Raw genomic sequence first — 17,490 nt, 5'->3', positions numbered from 1 at the left:
CCCGCCCATGCGCATGATCTTCGTCAATATGCCGGTCAAGAATATCGAGACATCGAAAGCCTTCTTCACCGCGCTCGGCTTCAGTTTCAATCCGGAATATTCGGATGAGCGCACGCTGTGCATGATCGTCGAGAAGAACATCTTCGTCATGCTGCTTCAGGAGGAGCGGTTTCGCGATTTCATCAATGGCGAGATTGCCGATGCAAAGAGCAGCACGGAAGTTCTGACCTGCCTATCCGCCTCCAGCCGTGAGGAAATCGACAGCATGTTGAAAACGGCACTCTCTTCCGGCGGGCAGGAGTGGAAGCCGGTACAGAATCAAGGCTTCATGTATGCAGGCAGCTTCCAGGATCCAGACGGCCACGTCTGGGAACTCGTGCATATGACGGAGCAGGCATAGCTTCTCGCGTCTTGCCAATAACCGATTGTCACATTACATCTTTTCTCGCTCTAACGGGGTGCTTTGTCTTTCGGGACAAGGCTGAGAGGCGAATGCCAACCCGAAGAACCTGATCCGGTTAACACCGGCGGAGGGATTAGACGGCTTCCATCCAGACGCCTATTCCCGTAACCCATTCGAGAAGGTGTCTGATGAACCGTTGTTTTTTGCTGTCCGGCCTCGTTGCCGCATCCTTCCTCCTGCCGGGCATCGCCTCTGCGCAGGATAAAAAAGTCCTCACCGTCTATACTTATGAGAGCTTCGTTTCCGAGTGGGGTCCAGGCCCAAAGGTGAAGGCAGCGTTCGAGAAGACCTGCGATTGCACCGTCAACTTCGTCGGCGTGGCCGATGGCGTGGCGCTCCTCAACCGGTTGAAGCTGGAAGGTGCGGGCTCCAAGGCGGATGTGGTGGTCGGTCTCGATACCAATCTTGTCGCCGAAGCCAAGGACACCGGGCTTTTCGAAGCGTCGGGTGTCGATGCTTCCGGGGCAAAAGTCCCAGGCGGCTTCAAGGATGACGTCTTCGTCCCATATGACTACGGCCACTTCGCCGTCATCTATGACACCCAGACGCTGAAGAACCCGCCCAAAAGCCTGAAAGAGCTGGTGGAGGGCGACCCGTCGCAGAAGATCGCCATTCAGGACCCTCGGACCTCGACGCCGGGTCTCGGCCTGCTGCTGTGGGTCAAGTCGGTCTATGGCGACAAGGCGCCGGAGGCTTGGACGAAGCTCAAGAACCGCGTTCTGACGGTCACGCCCGGCTGGTCGGAATCCTACGGTCTCTTCACCAAGGGCGAAGTGCCGATGGTGCTCTCCTATACCACCTCTCCCGCCTACCATATGGTGGCCGAGCACAGCGAGCGCTATCAGGCCGCAAGCTTCGAGGAAGGCCATTACATCCAGATCGAGGTCGCTGGCCTGTTGAAAAATGCGCCCGAAAAGGAGCTTGGCAAGAAATTCTTGGCCTTCATGCTTACGCCCGGCTTTCAGGATGCCATTCCGGAAAACAACTGGATGATGCCGGTCACTGCCACGTCGCAGCCGCTGCCGGATGCGTTCAGCAAGCTGGTGCAGCCGACCAAGACGTTCCTGATGTCGCCGGAAGAGGTGGCGAAGAACCGCAAGGCCTGGATCGATGAGTGGCTGACCGCGATGAGCGTGAAGTAAGCGCTAGGCGACGCCGCAGGTGATTGCGCGCAGCGACAGACGCAGGTTCTTGATGGGAGGCATGGCGGCATTCACCGCCGTGCTGCTCTTCATCGCGCTAGCGGTCGCGGCGCTTCTTTCCTTTGACAGCAATGCGGCGTCGAGCGCCCTCTTCGAACCCTATACGCTGCGCATCCTCCGGTTCACCCTTTGGCAGGCAACGCTCTCGACCGTGCTTTCGGTGGCTCTCGGACTGCCTGTTGCCTTGGCACTCGCGAGGCAGAGAGATTTTCCGGGCCGCATCTGGATCATAAGGTTGATGGCGGTGCCGATGGGGCTGCCGGTGATCGTCGGTGCCTTGGGGCTGATAGCCATCTGGGGTAGGCAGGGACTGCTCAATACGGCCCTTCTTTACGCAGGGGTGGAGCAGCCCTTCAGCATCTATGGTCTTTCCGGCATTCTCATTGCCCATGTCTTCTTCAATCTGCCTCTGGCCGTGCGCTTCTTTTTGGCGGGGCTGGAAAGAATACCGGGTGAATATTGGCGCATGAGCAGCGTTCTCGGCATGAACGCTATCTCCGCCTTCCGCTTCATCGAATGGCCGGTGGTGCGTCGGTTGGTGCCGGGGGTGGCGGGGCTGATCTTCATGCTCTGCGCCACAAGCTTCACGCTGGTACTGCTACTTGGCGGCGGTCCGGCTGCGACGACCATCGAAGTCGCGATCTATCAGGCATTGCGCTTCGATTTCGATCCGCCACGCGCCATTGCGCTGTCACTGATGCAGATCGCCATGACCGGCCTGTTGCTGGCTCTGCTTTCGCTTCTGCCGGGGGCAGATGCGGAGGGGCAAACGCAAGGCCAGGCGGTTCGTCGTTTCGATGCTTCGCGTCCGTTACGGCGGCTGTGGGACGGTATAATCCTCGTCCTTGCGGTGCTTCTGGTGGGGACGCCGCTCGTGGCAGTCGCTGCCTCCGGCCTGACTGCCGACCTGTGGCGCCTCTTGAGTGCCGAGGTGTTCCGTCGTGCGGCGATCACCAGCCTGTCCATCGCGCTCGTTTCCGCGTCGCTGGCCGTGCTGATCTCGGTCGCGCTTATCCGCGCCCGGCAAGTGATTTCGGATAGCAGCAAGCCTGGGCGGCTTGCGAAGCTTCTCTCGGCGATTTTGGGTGGCGGCGCGTCGATGGTGCTTCTGGTGCCGCCCGTGGTGCTGGGCAGTGGATGGTTTTTGCTGCTGCGCCCCTTCGGCGATGTTTCCGTCTTCGCGCCATTGCTTGTGGCACTCATCAACATGCTGATGGCCTTGCCCTTCGCCATGCGCGTTCTTGAACCCGCCTTCGCCACCCATCAGGCCAGAACCGGCAGGTTGGTTGCCAGTCTTGGTCTCACCGGCTTTTCGCGCTTTCGCCTGATCGATCTACCGGTTCTGTGGCGTGCCTTTGCCATGGCCTTTTCCTTTGCCATGGCGCTGTCGCTTGGTGATCTTGGCGCCGTCGCGCTCTTCGGTTCGGAAAGCTTCGTCACCTTGCCGTGGCTGGTCTACAGCAATATGGGAAGCTACCGCAGCAATGACGCGGCGGGCTATGCCTTCATCCTTGGCATCATCTGCCTCATCCTAGCAGCGGGCGGTGTCTTGCGCCAATCCGAGAGAGCGAAAGCATGAATATCGGTCAGGCGGATGTGCGGCTCGAACAGGTGTCGCTCAGGCTTGGGGAACAGGATTTCCTCTTCGATACGTCCTTCCAGGCGGGCAGGGTCACGGCGGTCGTCGGCTCATCGGGTTCGGGTAAATCCACCCTTCTCAACCTCGTCGCAGGTTTCGAGAGGCCGGCAACTGGCCGTGTGCTGATCGGGGTTAAGGATATGAGCGAGTACGATCCGGCCGAACGCCCAGTGTCGCTGATCTTTCAGGATAACAACCTCTTCGCCCATCTCGATATCGCCACCAATATCGGGCTTGGCATCCATCCTTCTTTGCGTCTGTCCAGCGAAGATAAGGCTCGGATTACGACCGCGCTGGAACGCGTCGGGCTCGCCGGTTTCGAGAAGCGCTTTCCGTCGAGCATGTCTGGGGGAGAACGCCAGCGGGCAGCCCTTGCGCGTGCGCTGGTACGCGAACGTTCCGTCATGCTGCTGGACGAACCCTTCGCAGCGCTCGACCCGGGTTTACGCGCAGGCATGGCAAGCCTGTTGAAAGCGCTTCATGCGGAGAGCAACAACACCGTTCTCCTCGTCACCCATCATCCCGACGACATTCGCCGGCTGGCCGATACAGTGGTCCTTCTGTCCAACGGCGAGATCGTGTTTCAGGGAACGACTCAGGCGTTCTTCTCAGCAACCGATCACCCACAGGTGATGGATTTCCTCCACCAGTAGCGCATGGCTGCGCCACAATTTGGACGCGGGGGGGTGTCAATCCTCCACACACGCAGTGAAGCTGCTCATTTTTTGCACTTGCCAATCAGGCTCAACTATTTGAGACATGTATAGAGAACGTCTTTTTTCAGGGTCTTTCCGAAATATGGATCGTTTTGGATGTTCAGGCATTTCGGTGCCTGCGGGGTGTAAGCTGATATTCTGGTCTGCATATAACGGATGATCAGGAACGTTTGGAGCGGACTGGCAGGATGATGACGCGTGTGAAGGCCTCAAAGGGCCGCTACGGTCACGAAAGGGAAAAGCGGTCGATTTCGCGGCGGGGCATCGTAGCCCTCGGTGCCGCGGCATTGATGCTGTCCTCATGCCAGTCACTGTTCAGCCCGGCTTACCAATCCACACTCAAACCCTCAGACAATCCACAGACCGTGGAAGAGGTGCAGAAGAACGATCCGCGTGCGCAGATGGGAGCGCGCGAGCATCCGCGCATCGTCGCAAGCTATGGCGGTGAATATCACGACGAGAAGACCGAGCGTCTGGTCGCCCGTATCACCGGTGCGCTGACGGCGGTGTCGGAAAATCCACAGCAGTCCTACCGCATCACCATTTTAAATTCGCCAGCCATTAACGCTTTCGCGCTGCCGGGCGGCTATCTCTATGTGACCCGCGGCCTGCTGGCGCTTGCCAATGACGCGTCTGAAGTGGCAGCCGTGCTGTCGCACGAAATGGGCCACGTCACGGCCAATCATGGCATCGAGCGTCAGCGTCGTGAAGAGGCGGAAGTCATTGCAAGCCGCGTGGTGGCGGAGGTTCTTTCCAGCGATCTCGCCGGCAAGCAGGCGCTTGCGCGCGGCAAGCTTCGTCTGGCTGCCTTCTCGCGCCAGCAGGAATTGCAGGCCGACGTGATCGGCGTGCGGATGCTGGGTGAGGCGGGTTACGACCCTTACGCCTCGCCGCGCTTCCTCGATTCCATGGCGGCTTATGCGCGCTTTACCTCGGCCGATCCCGATAGCGACCAGAGCCTCGACTTCCTGTCGAGCCATCCGAATACGCCGCAGCGTATCGAGCTTGCCAAGCGCCATGCCCGCGCCTTTGGCCAGGAAGGCCAGGTGGGTGACAAGGGTCGCGACTGGTTCCTCACGGGCATCGATGGTCTGCTCTATGGCGATAGCCCGCAAGAGGGCTATGTCCGAGGCAACACCTTTCTGCATGGCAATCTCGGCATCCGCTTCGACGTGCCGGAAGGCTTCCAGATCGACAACAAGGTGGAAGCGGTTCTGGCTACCGGCCCCGGCGATATGGCGATCCGTTTCGATGGCGTGGCCGATCCCAAGCAGACGAGTCTGCCCAACTATCTGACGAGCGGCTGGGTGGCCGGTCTTTTGCCGGATACGGTTCGGGAAATACAGGTCAACGGCTTGCCAGCGGCCACCGCCCGCGCCAGCGCCGACAAGTGGGATTTCGACGTCACCGTCATCCGTGTCGGTAACCAGATTTTCCGTTTCCTCACTGCCGTGCCGAAGGGCAGCACGCAATTGGAAACGGTTGCAAATCTCCTGCGCTCCAGCTTCCGCAAGATGACGCCTGCCGAAATTTCTTCGCTGAAGCCGCTTCGTGTGCGCGTCGTCACCGTCAAGCCGGGTGAAACAGTCGCCTCGCTTGCCGCGCGGATGATGGGGACGGATCGCAAGCTGGAGCTTTTCCGCGTGCTGAACGCACTCAGCACCACGGCTGCCGTCGAGCCGGGACAGCGCGTCAAGATCATTTCGGAGTAAGCGGAGCGCGTGACCGCGCCCTCACATGCATAGTCTCGCTCAGACTGTCGGAACGTCGAACACTTCGCCTGGACGCATCGGGCGGAATTTTTCGCGTGCGACACCCTGATCCTTTAGTGCTGCTTCCAGCGCTATGATGGGCGCATCGATCGCCTCATCGGTCAGTTGCACGGTTCCCCAATGATGGCCGCAGGCATAGGCCGCATTGCAAATCTTCATGCCCTCGACCGCTTCCGCGGGATTCTGGTGCTGGCCCTTCATGAACCAGCGCGGCTCATAGGCGCCGAAGGGCAGGTTGGCGAGGCGGAAGCTGCCATGCTTCTTGGCGACGGCGTGATAGTTCAATCCGCTGTGAAACCCGGTATCGCCGATATGGTAGATCTTGCCGCCTGGCGTTTCGATAACAAAGGCAGCCCATAGCGCCATGCGACGATCATTGACGCCGCGCGCCGACCAGTGGTGGCAGGGTTCGAAATGGATTTTGACATCGGGGCTGACGGCAAGTGCGTCGCCCCAGTCTCCGACCGAAATCTTCGCCGCCTCGACCTGGGTACGGATGATCGCATCATTGCCAAGCGGCGTGACGAAATGCGGCTTGTGCTCGACATGCAGCCGGTGAAGCGTTTCAAGATCAAGGTGGTCGTAGTGGTTATGCGTGACCAGAACGAGATCGATCGGCGGCAGATCCTCGAACCGAATACCGGGCGGATTGACGCGCTTGGGTCCGACAAAGCTGAAGGGACTGGTGCGCTGCGACCAGACCGGATCGATCAGAATATTCAAGCCCGCCGTCTGGATGAGGAAGGAGGCGTGGCCAACGAATGTGACGCGCAGATCCTTGCCCTCGACGCGGGCCTGAGGCTTGGCTGTCGGATAGGGGCTTGGGTAGCTCTCCGGCCACTGCGCCTTTTGGCCGTTGAAGCGCCATTTCATCAGGTCGCCAAAGCCGTTCGGCTGTTCGCCATTGGGATTGAAGAAGCGAACACCGTCGAAATGGTCCGAAACGGGGCCTTTGTAGTAAGCGCTGGCATAGGAGCGGCTGGCAAAAATGCCGCCGCTGGCAAGCAGGATGCCGCCAATGGCGGAGAGGCGAAAGAAGTTTCGACGGTTCATGATATAAGCTATAGGAAGCGGATGGATAAACGACAAGCGCCTGACCCGTAGAAGACGCTCCCCGAAGTCGTCAAATTGAGGGCGTTTCGCCAAAACGCCGGACTTGCCTTGACTTTGGCGCGCATTTCCTGTTTATCCCGCCCGATCAGCTGGCAGTTTCAAGACTCCAAGCCACCGACCGGGACCCGCAAAGGTATAAAGAGATCCCGGAGGTCAACACCCGACAGCGCGATGCGCCCTCGGGTGCTTTTTGGCTTTGCGCGTTCTTGGGCGTCTTGTTTTTGCCAGTAAAAGCACCGACGTTTCGGGAAACCGAAACGAAGAAGGAAGAACAGATGTTTGAAAACCTCCAGGACCGCCTTGGCTCCATTCTGAATGGACTGACCGGCCGTGGCTCGCTTTCGGAAGCCGATGTTTCCGCAGCGCTGCGTGAGGTTCGCCGTGCGCTTCTTGAAGCGGACGTGGCGCTGGAAGTCGTTCGCACCTTCACCGAAAAGGTGCGTGAGAAGGCGGTTGGCGCCTCTGTTCTGAAATCCATCAAGCCCGGCCAGATGGTCGTCAAGATCGTCCATGACGAGCTTGTCGAGATGCTGGGTTCGGAAGGCGTGTCGGTCGATCTGCATGCGCCGGCCCCCGTCGTCATCATGATGGTGGGTCTGCAGGGTTCGGGTAAGACGACCACCACCGGCAAGATTGCCAAGCGGCTGACGGATCGCGAGAAGAAGAAGGTGCTGATGGCATCTCTCGATACGCGCCGTCCCGCAGCCCAGGAGCAGCTGCGCCAGCTTGGCGTGCAGACCGGCATCGACACGCTGCCGATCGTCGCCGGCCAGTCTCCGACCGATATCGCTTCGCGCGCGGTTCAGGCGGCAAAGCTTGGCGGCCATGATGTCGTGATCCTCGATACCGCCGGTCGTACCCACATCGACGAGCCGTTGATGCTGGAAATGGCCGACATCAAGAAGAAGGCCAATCCGCACGAAATCCTGCTGGTTGCCGACAGCCTGACCGGTCAGGACGCCGTCAATCTGGCGCGCAATTTCGATGAGCGCGTCGGCATTACCGGTCTCGTTCTGACCCGTATGGATGGCGATGGCCGCGGCGGTGCAGCCCTTTCGATGCGCGCCGTCACCGGCAAGCCGATCAAGCTGATCGGTACCGGCGAGCGCATGAACGAGCTGGATGAGTTTCATCCACGCCGTATTGCAGACCGCATTCTCGGCATGGGCGATATCGTTTCGCTGGTCGAAAAGGCGGCCGAAAATATCGATGCGGAAAAAGCCCGCGCCATGGCCGAGAAGATGGCCAAGGGCAAGTTCGACCTCAACGATCTGGCCGATCAGCTGCGCCAGATGCAGAAGATGGGCGGCATGGGCGGCATCATGGGCCTGATGCCCGGCATGGCCGGCATGAAGGACAAGATGGCCTCTGCCGGTCTGAACGACAAGATGTTCGACCGTCAACTGGCGATCATCTCCTCGATGACCAAGGCCGAGCGCGCCAATCCGGATATTCTCAAACATAGCCGCAAGAAGCGCATCGCTGCCGGTTCGGGCACGGATGCCGCCGAAATCAACAAGCTGCTCAAGATGCATCGCGGCATGGCCGATATGATGAAAGCCATGGGCGGCAAGGGCAAGGGCGGTATTATGAAGCAGATGATGGGCGGTCTGGCCGGCAAGATGGGTCTCGGCGGCATGGGTGGTATGCCTGATCTCGCCAATATGGACCCCAAGCAGCTTGAAGCGCTGCAGAGGCAGGCGGAAGCCGCAGGTCTCGGCAAGCCGGGTGCTCTGCCTCCCGGTCTTGGTGGGTTGCCGGGCGGATTGCCTGGTCTCGGTGGCAGCAAGCTGCCGGGTCTCGGCGGTCTCCCGGGTCTGCCCGGTTTTGGCAAGAAGAAGTGAGGCCATCCGTGACCACGACAGACGTCAAAGAAAAACTCGCTGAATACCGCCAGTCCATCGACAATGTCGATGCCGCACTGGTGCACATGCTGGCCGAACGTTTCCGCTGTACCAAGGCGGTGGGCGTGTTGAAGGCCACCTACGATTTGCCGCCGGCGGACCCGGCGCGCGAAGAATACCAGATCGAACGCCTGCGCCGTCTGGCCAAGGATGCCAATCTGGATCCGGATTTCGCCGAGAAGTTCCTGAACTTCATCATCAAGGAAGTCATCCGGCATCATGAAGCCATTGCCGCTGAACACAACGGCACAGAAAAGACCGCCTGACCGGCGGGCAAGCCATTATAAGGAGAACTCACATGGCACTGAAAATTCGTCTCGCACGCGGTGGTTCCAAGAAGCGCCCGTACTACCAGATCGTCGTAGCTGACGCACGCAGCCCGCGTGACGGCCGCTTCCTCGAGAAGGTCGGCTCCTGGAACCCGATGCTGCCTAAGGACAGCGCCGATCGCATCCAGATCAATGGCGATCTCGTCAAGGAATGGCTCGCAAAGGGCGCACAGCCGACCGACCGCGTTCTGCGCTTCCTCGCTGAAGCCGGCATTGCCACGCGCGACGCTCGCAGCAACCCTGAAAAGGCAAAGCCAGGCAAGAAGGCTCTCGAGCGCGTTGCCGAGAAGAAGCAGAAGGCTGAAGACGCCGCTGCTGCTGCCGCTGAAGCTGCTGCTGCAGAATAAGTCTGGTTTATCCTTTATAGAAACGGGTGGCACGGTTTCCGCGCCGCCCGTTTTCATGTTTACTCCCCAAGGGCTTGGCGACAGATCGGCCAGGCACTAAAATCATTCGCACAAGACGCGACAACGGACGGTTCAATGGCAAAGCTGGAAAACCCCATTCTCATGGCCAAGATTGGCGCAGCTCAAGGCTTGCGCGGCGAGGTGCGGGTCAGCTCCTATACCGACGATCCCATGGCGCTTGGCGATTACGGCAATCTGGTCGCCGCAGACGGGCGCGTGTTCGAAATTCTAGAGGCGCGCCAAGGCAAGAATGTTGTCATCGTGCGCTTCCGCGGCATCAACGACCGCAACGCTGCCGAGGCTCTGAACGGACTCGAGCTGTTCATCGATCGCGATAATCTGCCGGACGAAGATCTGGATGAGGACGAATTCTTCTACACCGATCTGGAAGGTCTCGATGTGGTCGATGCCGAGGGCAAGAGCTATGGTTCGGTCAGCGCCGTGCACGATTTCGGTGCGGGCGATCTCCTGGAACTCAAAGGGGCGGGACGCCGTCCGGCACTCATCCCGTTCACCGAAGCCGCCGTTCTCGAAATCGATCTGGAGGGCGGAAAGATCCTGATCGATCCTTTTGCCGCGGGGCTGATCGACAATCCGGAAGACGGCAAGGACGATCCCGATCATCCGATCTTCGGCAAGGGCAAGAAGTAAGCCGATGCGCTTCAAGGCAACCGTGCTGACGCTCTACCCGGAAATGTTTCCGGGGCATCTTTCCTATTCGCTGGCAGGCAAGGCGCTGGAGCGCGGCCAATGGCAGATGGAGCCGGTGCAGATCCGCGATTTTGCCACCGACAAGCATCGCAGCGTCGATGACACCCCAGCAGGTGGCGGTGCTGGCATGGTGCTGAAACCCGATGTGCTGGCAGCGGCCATCGACGCCGTCTCTGAAGGCGATACGCGACCACGCCTGCTGATGAGCCCGCGTGGCAAGCCTTTGACGCAGGAACGCGTGCGGGAACTGGCGGCAGGCGAAGGCGTCATCATCATCTGCGGTCGTTTCGAAGGCGTGGATCAACGGGTGATCGATGCGCGCGGTCTCGAAGAGGTTTGCATCGGCGACTATATTCTTTCGGGCGGCGAGCCCGCAGCGCTGACGCTTCTCGATGCGGTGGTGCGCATTCTTCCCGGCGTGATGGGCAACGATCTGTCCGGCGTGCATGAGAGTTTCGAAGGCGGGCTTCTGGAACATCCGCACTACACAAGGCCGCAGGTATGGGAGGGCCGGGACATTCCCACCGTTTTGACCTCGGGCAATCACAAGCTGATCGACAAATGGCGGCATGAGCAGGCGCTGGCTCTGACGAGAGAGCGCCGCCCGGATCTGCTGGCCGAAACTCAAGCGGTGAAGAAGTAGTAGCCCGTCAGCAATAGCCCGACCGTGATCACCAATGCTCGGATGATCCATTGTGGAACGCGGCGGGCGAGATAGACGCCGCAATAGCCGCCGAGAGCCGATGCCGGGATCATGATCAGCGCCGCGTGCCAAGCAACCACGCCACCGCCGACGAAGACGACGATGGCGACAGCGGCAATGACGACCGCGAGCAGGTTCTTCAGCGCGTTGAGATGATGATAGGTGCCGCCTGCGGTCAATCCTAGCACCGCCAGCATCATGATGCCCATGCCGGCACCAAAGAATCCGCCATAGATCGAGGTGAAGAACTGGCCGATTAGGCTGGCGACATTGCTCTTCGGATGCTCTTCGTCCGAGCGCGGGCGAAGCCAGGGGCCTGCGGCAAAGAGGGCGGTGGCAGCAAGCAGCAGCCACGGCACCATCTGGCGGAAGGACGGGTTGTCGAGCGAGAGAAGCAGCAGGGCGCCCCCCGTCGAGCCAAGGATCGAGAGAATGGAGAGCAGGACCGCGCCCTTCCAGTGGGCGCGAATTTCCGGCCAGTAGGCGATGACCGAGGTGACGTAGCCGGGAAACTGGACGATGGAGGAGGTGGCATTGGCGGAAATGGGGGCGATACCCGCCACGGTCATGGCACCGAAAGTCAGGAATGTACCGCCGCCGGCAATGGCATTGACCGCGCCGGACAGAAAACCGCTGACGAACAGCATGAGAATGATTGCAATGGACATGGCCCCTCCCGGCGTTCCATCTCCCATATAAGCAGATATGGTTTCCGACAATCAGGTCACGACCGACAAAATATTGTCACGAAAGGGATGACAAAGCGGCGATCTTCCTGTATTGGCCCGCGTGGAATTGGGCTTATGCCCATTAACCGCAAGCAAAGAATGGCGAACCCGCTCCTGCCGCAAGGCATAATTCCAAGGACAAGATCCAAGGAATGATCTCGTTGAGCGCTCTGGCTGTTTCAGAAGAACTCAGAGGTTAACATGACCAACATTATTGCACAGCTGGAAGCCGAACAGGCCGCCAAGATCGAAGCAAAGCGCAAGCTTCCTGAATTTTCTCCTGGTGACACCGTTCGCGTCAACGTGCGCGTTACGGAAGGTAACCGTACCCGCGTACAGGCTTACGAAGGCGTCGTTATCGCTCGCTCCGGCGGCGGTCTCAACGAGAACTTCACCGTTCGCAAGATCTCCTACGGCGAAGGCGTAGAGCGCGTATTCCCGGTTTACTCTCCGCTGGTTGAAGGCGTTGAGATCGTTCGCCGTGGTAAGGTTCGCCGTGCGAAGCTCTACTACCTGCGCGACCGTCGCGGTAAGTCCGCTCGTATCGTTGAAGACACCGGCGTTCGCGCTCGCAAGCTCAACGACGCCGAGCGTCAGGCTGCTGCCGACGAAAAGGCACGTATCGAAGCTGAAAAGGTTGCAGCAGCACAGGCTCTGGCCGCCGAAAAGGCAGCAGCAGAAGCCGCTGAAGCCAAGGCAGCTGAAGAAGCTGCAGCAGCAAAGGCTGCTGAAGGTGCAGCTGAATAAGCTTTCGCTTTTGGGATTTTCGAAAAGGCGGTCTTCGGGCCGCCTTTTTTGTTTTGGGATTTCGTTGCGTGCCGCGCCACGAGCGTTCTACTCGGAGGCCAGGTTAAAAGACGGATGGCATTCTAACCGCCGCCGTTTTCTTGAAACGCATATCTCTTGCGTGGCGGGTTTAAAGCGTGTCAATTTCCGCCATTGTTTTCAGGAGACCGCCATTGTTCAGACGCTCGTTTTTCATTGCCATCGCCGCAACGCTGCTATCGCCGGTTCTCGCATCGGCCGCCGATCTGCCGGATCTGAAGGGTCGCGAGATCGTCGTGGTGACGGAGAATGCCTATCCGCCGCTGCAATTCGTCGATCCGAAGACGGGCCAGCCGATCGGTTGGGAATATGATGCGATGAACGAGATCGCCAAGCGGCTGAATGCCAAGGTCGAATATCAGAACGCCTCATGGGATGCGATGATTCCAGCTGTCTCCGCCGGACAGTACGACATCGGCATGACCGGCATCAGCATCAAGGACGAGCGCAAGGAGAAGGTGGATTTTTCCAATCCCTACATGCGCTCGGAAATGTTCATGCTCGTGCGCGCAGACGAGACCCGCTTTACCGATGCCAAGAGCTTTGCCGCCTTCGACAAGGGGCTGGTCGGCGCTCAGGCCGGCACAACGCCTTTCTACACGGCCGTTTACGATATTCTCGATGGCAATGAGCAGAACCCGCGCATCAAGCTGATGGAGACCTTCGGTGCCACCGTGCAGGCGCTGCGCACCGGCGATGTCGATCTGGTTCTGACCGATGGTGTTGCGGGCAAAGGCTATGTCGATTCGTCGAATGGCATGCTGAAGCTGATCGGCGGGCCGCTCGGCGGCGACGATTTCGGCTTCATCTTCAAGAAGGGCTCCGATCTCGTGGCCCCCGTCAATGCCGCGATTGCTGCCTTGAAGGCAGACGGCACCTTTGCCGCGCTCGATAAGAAGTGGTTCCTGGACTACAAGCTTGGCGAATAAGCGAATGGGCCTTTCGTTCTGCCCGGGCGTTCGGCCTTGAAGCGCCCGCCTTCGAGACATGCGGCCGATGATTTTCCCTGGTGGCTGGTGGCTCTGATTGGTATCGGCGCCATTCTTGCGGTGGTAATTGCCGTCAACGGCATCTATGCGCAGGTCTTCACCACGGTAATCAACGGCATCGGCATGACGGTCTTCGTGACGCTGGCCGCCTTCTTGCTTGCCTGCCTCTGGGGCCTGCTGATCGCGCTTCTCGGCATGGCAGACAGCATCGTGCTGCGACAGATCGCGCGGTTTTACATCGAGACCATGCGCGGCATTCCGATCCTGGTCGTGCTGTTCTACATCGCCTTTGCCGGGGCGCCGCTGCTGGTCGATTTCATCAACTGGCTGTTGACGCCGTTGATTGCTGCGGGTTGGGTCGAGCCGGTTATCGTGCGCGACTTCTCTTTGATGTGGCGTGCGATCCTTGCACTGACGCTCTGCTACGGAGCGTTCCTCGCCGAAATCTTCAGGGCGGGTATCGAGGCTGTCGATCAAGGCCAGATCGAGGCGGCAAAGGCGCTTGGGCTTAGCCGCTACCAGCGTTTCAGGCTGGTGATCTTTCCCCAGGCGGTGCGGACTATCTTTCCGCCGCTCTCCAATGATTTCGTTTCGATGGTGAAGGATAGCTCGCTGGTCTCGGTGCTGGGGGTAGCGGATATTACCCAGCTCGGCAAGGTCTATGCGGCAGGATCGTTCCGCTTCTTCGAGACCTATTCCATCGTGGCTTACGTCTATCTGATCCTGACGCTTGGATTGTCTTTGATCCTGCGGCGCATCGAAAAAGGGATGCGCCGCAAGCAGGGGCGTTGAAGCCGATCAGGCCTTCACATTGGGCTGCGAAGAAATCTGCCTAGCAATCATGCGACCGGCGATGATGACGAGGACGCCAGCAATAGCAAGGCAGGCCGAGAGGAAGAACATTGGAGCGATGGTGCTTCCCGTCTCGTCACGAATCCAGGGAACGACGTTCTGGGCAACGAAGCCGCCGAGATTGCCGACCGAGTTGATTGCGGCAAGACCTGCGGCTGCACCGGCACCCCTCAGGAAGCGTCCTGGAAGGCTCCAGAACACAGGCTGTCCGGCAAAGATGCCAGCGGCTGCGATGCAGAGGAAGGCGAACTGCGCAACCGGCGCGGTCATCAAAGCGGACATCAGCAGGCAGAAGGCGCCGACAAAGGCAGGCACGACGATATAGGTGATCTTCTTCTCAGACCGGTCGGCAGCCGACGGCACCAGATAAAGTGCAACGGCAACGATCAGCCACGGAATGATGTTGATGAAGCCGTTTGTCGTGTTCGACACGCCGAAGCTCTTGACGATGGTCGGCAGCCAGTAGCTGAGGCCATAGGCGGCAAGCGGAAAGCCGACATAGCAAAGCGACATGAAAAGGACGCGCGGATTGATCAGCGCGCGGAAACCGTCCTCTGCATGTTCGTCCATGCCGGAGTTTTCCGATGCGATGCGCTTGTTCAGCCAGTCCTTCTCGTCCTGCGACAGGAATGCAGCCGTTTCCGGCTTGTCGTCGAGATAGAAGATGGTGACGATACCAGCAATCACGGCCGGAATGCCGGTGGCAAGGAAGACCCACTCCCAGCCTGCATAGCCCCAAAGGCCGTCCAGATCGAGCAACATGCCGCCAAGCGGTGCGCCAACGGCATTGGCAAGTGCGGAGAAGATCATGAACAGACCGACCATGCGGCCGCGATAATCGCGCGGGAACCACAGCGTCAGGAGATAGAGGACGCCGGGAAAGAAACCGGCCTCGCAGACGCCGAGAAGAAAGCGCAGGATATAGAACATGGTGGGGCTGCTGGTATAGGCGAGCGCAATCGTCACAAGCCCCCAGGAGATGATGATGCGGGCAAACCAGAGCCTTGCGCCAAAGCGGTTCAGCAGAAGGTTGCTCGGCACTTCGAAGATGAAATAGCCGATGAAGAACAGCGACGCGCCAAGGCCATAGGCATATTCGCTCAGCCCCAGATCGCCGACCATCTGCAGCTTGGCGAAGCTGACATTCTGACGGTCGATATAGGCGATGAGATAAAGGATGCCGAGAAATGGCATCAGGCGCCATGTGATTTTTGAAATAAGTGTTTTTTCAGATACCAATGTGTATCCCTCCCTGTCGGCGGCACGCCGAGGTGCTGCCCGAGTTGACGAGACCGTGTCTCACGCAGCCTTCACGGCATGGTTGAGCAAGCGGTTCCGGTGCCGTCCTAACGTCAGACGCGAGACATTTATCCCGCACGCAACGTCCGGCATTTCTTTTTGCATTGCACAAAAAGAGATTTCTTAAATATCCTACCAGCCGTTTTCAATCACAAAGCGCCATGTTGCTGTTGAAAAGCCGATCTGCTATGAAATGGCCATGGGATCGAAATTCGGATGTCTCGCGCCAAATATTTTCGTGTTGCAGGATCACAAGCGTCTGCCTGCACGATTTTTCGCGCGTATTTCCGGCGCGTTCAATGGCCGACTTACGTCCGCCTGATGGCCTGAGAAGGCTGTCGGCCTTTACTCCACATCCCCACTTTCCTTTTTGACATTCGAATGGATAAAGCCATGAGCGCACCGCGTACTCTGTATGATAAAATCTGGGATGATCACGTCGTCAATCGCGATCCCGATGGAACCTGTCTTCTCTATATAGACCGTCACCTGGTGCATGAGGTGACGTCGCCGCAAGCATTCGAAGGCCTGCGCATGGCCGGTCGTCCGGTTCATTCCCCCACCCGCACGCTCGCCGTCGTCGACCACAACGTGCCGACCACGGCTGATCGCGTGGAAGGCATCAAGAACGAGGAAAGCCGAATCCAGGTGGAAGCGCTGGCGCAAAACGCCAAGGAATTCGGCCTCGAATATTATTCCGAGCGCGACAAGCGCCAGGGCATTGTCCACATCGTCGGGCCGGAGCAGGGCTTTACCCTGCCGGGCATGACCATCGTCTGCGGCGATAGCCACACCTCCACCCATGGCGCTTTCGGTGCGCTGGCGCATGGTATTGGCACGTCCGAAGTCGAGCATGTTCTGGCAACGCAGACGCTGATCCAGAGGAAGGCCAAGAACATGCTGGTGCGTGTCGATGGCAAGATTCCCGAAGGCGTTACGGCCAAGGACATCATTCTCGCCATCATCGGCGAGATCGGCACGGCAGGCGGCACGGGCCACGTCATCGAATTTGCCGGTGAGGCGATCCAGTCGCTGTCGATGGAAGGCCGCATGACGGTCTGCAACATGACGATCGAGGGCGGCGCGCGCGCTGGCCTGATTGCCCCCGATGAGACGACCTTCGAATACATAAAGGACAAGCCGCGCGCGCCGAAGGGCGAGACGCTGGAACAGGCGATTGCCTATTGGAAGACGCTGAAGTCGGACGAAGGCGCCCATTACGACAAGGTCGTGGTGCTGGATGCCGCCAACCTGCCGCCCATCGTCTCCTGGGGCTCGTCTCCGGAAGACGTCGTTTCGGTTCAGGGCATCGTGCCGAACCCGGACGATATTGCCGATGAGAACAAGCGCAATTCCAAGTGGCGCGCGCTCGACTATATGGGCCTGAAGCCCGGCACCAAGATGACCGATATCGCCATCGATCGCGTGTTCATCGGCTCCTGCACCAATGGCCGCATCGAGGATCTGCGCGCCGCCGCCAAGATCGTCGAAGGCCGCAAGGTAGCGCCAACCGTTTCGGCCATGATCGTGCCGGGCTCCGGCCTCGTCAAGGAACAGGCCGAGAAGGAAGGTCTGGACAAGATCTTCCTCGAGGCAGGCTTCGAGTGGCGCGAGCCGGGCTGCTCCATGTGCCTGGCGATGAATGACGACCGTCTGGCACCCGGCGAGCGTTGTGCCTCCACCTCGAACCGCAACTTCGAAGGACGTCAGGGCTACAAGAGCCGCACGCATCTGGTCTCTCCTGCCATGGCGGCAGCCGCAGCGGTTGCCGGTCACTTCGTCGATGTGCGTGAGTGGCAGTAAGCATTCTCCGTGATGGAGACTTTCGCACCCCCGGG

General features: G+C 59.4%; 17 protein-coding genes and 1 riboswitch. Of the genes, 14 read left to right on the top strand and 3 right to left on the bottom strand.

The window, feature by feature from the left end; all coding sequences use genetic code 11:
* Positions 1-7: 7 nt before the first annotated feature.
* The 5 genes from QZ862_RS08345 to QZ862_RS08325 all read left to right on the top strand — a co-directional run bounded on the left by QZ862_RS08345 (position 8) and on the right by QZ862_RS08325 (position 5,732).
* Positions 8-400 carry a VOC family protein gene (locus tag QZ862_RS08345; protein WP_296098937.1) on the top strand — a complete coding sequence of 131 codons (393 nt, stop codon included), beginning with the start codon at positions 8-10 and terminating at the stop codon, positions 398-400.
* Positions 401-444: 44 nt separating this feature from the next.
* A riboswitch (TPP riboswitch) is annotated at positions 445-553 on the top strand.
* Positions 554-591: 38 nt separating this feature from the next.
* On the top strand, positions 592-1,605 hold the full coding sequence (thiB, locus tag QZ862_RS08340) for a thiamine ABC transporter substrate binding subunit (protein WP_296098935.1): 1,014 nt from the start codon (positions 592-594) through the stop codon (positions 1,603-1,605).
* Between the two features lie 19 nt (positions 1,606-1,624).
* Positions 1,625-3,244 (top strand): thiamine/thiamine pyrophosphate ABC transporter permease ThiP, encoded by a 1,620-nt coding sequence (gene thiP / locus QZ862_RS08335; protein ID WP_296098932.1) that lies wholly within the window; start codon positions 1,625-1,627, stop codon positions 3,242-3,244.
* Entirely contained in the window at positions 3,241-3,957 is a 717-nt protein-coding gene (locus QZ862_RS08330) for an ATP-binding cassette domain-containing protein (RefSeq protein ID WP_296073699.1), read from the top strand. Before thiP ends, QZ862_RS08330 begins: the two co-directional genes overlap by 4 nt.
* Positions 3,958-4,310: 353 nt before the next feature.
* Entirely contained in the window at positions 4,311-5,732 is a 1,422-nt protein-coding gene (locus QZ862_RS08325; protein WP_296073726.1) for a M48 family metalloprotease, read from the top strand.
* A gap of 39 nt (positions 5,733-5,771) precedes the next feature.
* On the opposite strand, the gene QZ862_RS08320 is transcribed toward QZ862_RS08325, so the two are convergent.
* Entirely contained in the window at positions 5,772-6,845 is a 1,074-nt protein-coding gene (locus tag QZ862_RS08320) for an MBL fold metallo-hydrolase (protein WP_296098930.1), read from the bottom strand.
* Between the two features lie 335 nt (positions 6,846-7,180).
* Here QZ862_RS08320 and ffh point away from each other — a divergent pair, with 335 nt between their 5' ends.
* The 5 genes from ffh to trmD all read left to right on the top strand — a co-directional run bounded on the left by ffh (position 7,181) and on the right by trmD (position 10,899).
* Positions 7,181-8,749, top strand: coding sequence for a signal recognition particle protein (ffh, locus tag QZ862_RS08315; protein WP_296098926.1), 1,569 nt, complete (start codon positions 7,181-7,183; stop codon positions 8,747-8,749).
* Between the two features lie 8 nt (positions 8,750-8,757).
* Complete coding sequence (locus QZ862_RS08310; protein WP_062444677.1) at positions 8,758-9,075, top strand: chorismate mutase; 318 nt, start codon at positions 8,758-8,760, stop codon at positions 9,073-9,075.
* A 32-nt stretch (positions 9,076-9,107) separates the two neighbouring features.
* A complete protein-coding gene (gene rpsP / locus QZ862_RS08305) occupies positions 9,108-9,485 on the top strand; it encodes a 30S ribosomal protein S16 (protein WP_296013982.1) in 378 nt (125 codons plus the stop codon).
* A 135-nt stretch (positions 9,486-9,620) separates the two neighbouring features.
* The gene (gene rimM / locus QZ862_RS08300) at positions 9,621-10,196 is read left to right on the top strand and encodes a ribosome maturation factor RimM (RefSeq protein ID WP_296098924.1); all 576 of its coding nucleotides are present in this window, start codon (positions 9,621-9,623) and stop codon (positions 10,194-10,196) included.
* Between the two features lie 4 nt (positions 10,197-10,200).
* A complete protein-coding gene (gene trmD / locus QZ862_RS08295) occupies positions 10,201-10,899 on the top strand; it encodes a tRNA (guanosine(37)-N1)-methyltransferase TrmD (RefSeq protein ID WP_296098922.1) in 699 nt (232 codons plus the stop codon).
* Here the strand turns inward: trmD and QZ862_RS08290 are convergent.
* Complete coding sequence (locus QZ862_RS08290) at positions 10,881-11,627, bottom strand: sulfite exporter TauE/SafE family protein (protein WP_296098920.1); 747 nt, start codon at positions 11,625-11,627, stop codon at positions 10,881-10,883. The genes trmD and QZ862_RS08290 overlap by 19 nt on opposite strands.
* A gap of 261 nt (positions 11,628-11,888) precedes the next feature.
* Here QZ862_RS08290 and rplS point away from each other — a divergent pair, with 261 nt between their 5' ends.
* The 3 genes from rplS (at position 11,889) to QZ862_RS08275 (ending at position 14,293) form a co-directional block, all read left to right on the top strand.
* Positions 11,889-12,434 carry a 50S ribosomal protein L19 gene (gene rplS, locus QZ862_RS08285; protein WP_296076383.1) on the top strand — a complete coding sequence of 182 codons (546 nt, stop codon included), beginning with the start codon at positions 11,889-11,891 and terminating at the stop codon, positions 12,432-12,434.
* A gap of 212 nt (positions 12,435-12,646) precedes the next feature.
* Positions 12,647-13,441, top strand: a complete 795-nt coding sequence (locus tag QZ862_RS08280) for a transporter substrate-binding domain-containing protein (RefSeq protein ID WP_296098918.1) — start codon at positions 12,647-12,649, stop codon at positions 13,439-13,441.
* A gap of 36 nt (positions 13,442-13,477) precedes the next feature.
* The gene (locus tag QZ862_RS08275) at positions 13,478-14,293 is read left to right on the top strand and encodes an amino acid ABC transporter permease (protein WP_296098916.1); all 816 of its coding nucleotides are present in this window, start codon (positions 13,478-13,480) and stop codon (positions 14,291-14,293) included.
* A 6-nt stretch (positions 14,294-14,299) separates the two neighbouring features.
* Here the strand turns inward: QZ862_RS08275 and QZ862_RS08270 are convergent, their stop codons facing one another.
* Positions 14,300-15,592 carry an MFS transporter gene (locus QZ862_RS08270; RefSeq protein WP_296098913.1) on the bottom strand — a complete coding sequence of 431 codons (1,293 nt, stop codon included), beginning with the start codon at positions 15,590-15,592 and terminating at the stop codon, positions 14,300-14,302.
* 453 nt (positions 15,593-16,045) lie between these two features.
* On the opposite strand from QZ862_RS08270, the gene leuC reads away from it, so the two are divergent.
* Complete coding sequence (gene leuC, locus QZ862_RS08265) at positions 16,046-17,455, top strand: 3-isopropylmalate dehydratase large subunit (protein WP_296013993.1); 1,410 nt, start codon at positions 16,046-16,048, stop codon at positions 17,453-17,455.
* The last annotated feature ends 35 nt before the right edge of the window (positions 17,456-17,490 follow it).

The sequence above is a fragment of the uncultured Agrobacterium sp. genome (assembly GCA_913777615.1).
GTDB lineage: Bacteria > Pseudomonadota > Alphaproteobacteria > Rhizobiales > Rhizobiaceae > Agrobacterium.
The sequence above is the reverse complement of the archived record's forward strand: the minus strand, read 5'-3'. Positions and strand labels throughout refer to the sequence as shown.

Excerpts from the sequence above, each read along its gene's own strand:
- QZ862_RS08345 (WP_296098937.1), top strand. The coding sequence starts at position 8 with ATGCGCATGATCTTCGTCAATATGCCGGTCAAGAATATCGAGACATCG.
- thiB (WP_296098935.1), top strand. The coding sequence starts at position 592 with ATGAACCGTTGTTTTTTGCTGTCCGGCCTCGTTGCCGCATCCTTCCTC.
- QZ862_RS08330 (WP_296073699.1), top strand. The coding sequence starts at position 3,241 with ATGAATATCGGTCAGGCGGATGTGCGGCTCGAACAGGTGTCGCTCAGG.
- QZ862_RS08325 (WP_296073726.1), top strand. The coding sequence starts at position 4,311 with ATGCTGTCCTCATGCCAGTCACTGTTCAGCCCGGCTTACCAATCCACA.
- QZ862_RS08320 (WP_296098930.1), bottom strand. The coding sequence starts at position 6,845 with ATGAACCGTCGAAACTTCTTTCGCCTCTCCGCCATTGGCGGCATCCTG.
- ffh (WP_296098926.1), top strand. The coding sequence starts at position 7,181 with ATGTTTGAAAACCTCCAGGACCGCCTTGGCTCCATTCTGAATGGACTG.
- rpsP (WP_296013982.1), top strand. The coding sequence starts at position 9,108 with ATGGCACTGAAAATTCGTCTCGCACGCGGTGGTTCCAAGAAGCGCCCG.
- rimM (WP_296098924.1), top strand. The coding sequence starts at position 9,621 with ATGGCAAAGCTGGAAAACCCCATTCTCATGGCCAAGATTGGCGCAGCT.
- trmD (WP_296098922.1), top strand. The coding sequence starts at position 10,201 with ATGCGCTTCAAGGCAACCGTGCTGACGCTCTACCCGGAAATGTTTCCG.
- QZ862_RS08290 (WP_296098920.1), bottom strand. The coding sequence starts at position 11,627 with ATGTCCATTGCAATCATTCTCATGCTGTTCGTCAGCGGTTTTCTGTCC.
- rplS (WP_296076383.1), top strand. The coding sequence starts at position 11,889 with ATGACCAACATTATTGCACAGCTGGAAGCCGAACAGGCCGCCAAGATC.
- leuC (WP_296013993.1), top strand. The coding sequence starts at position 16,046 with ATGAGCGCACCGCGTACTCTGTATGATAAAATCTGGGATGATCACGTC.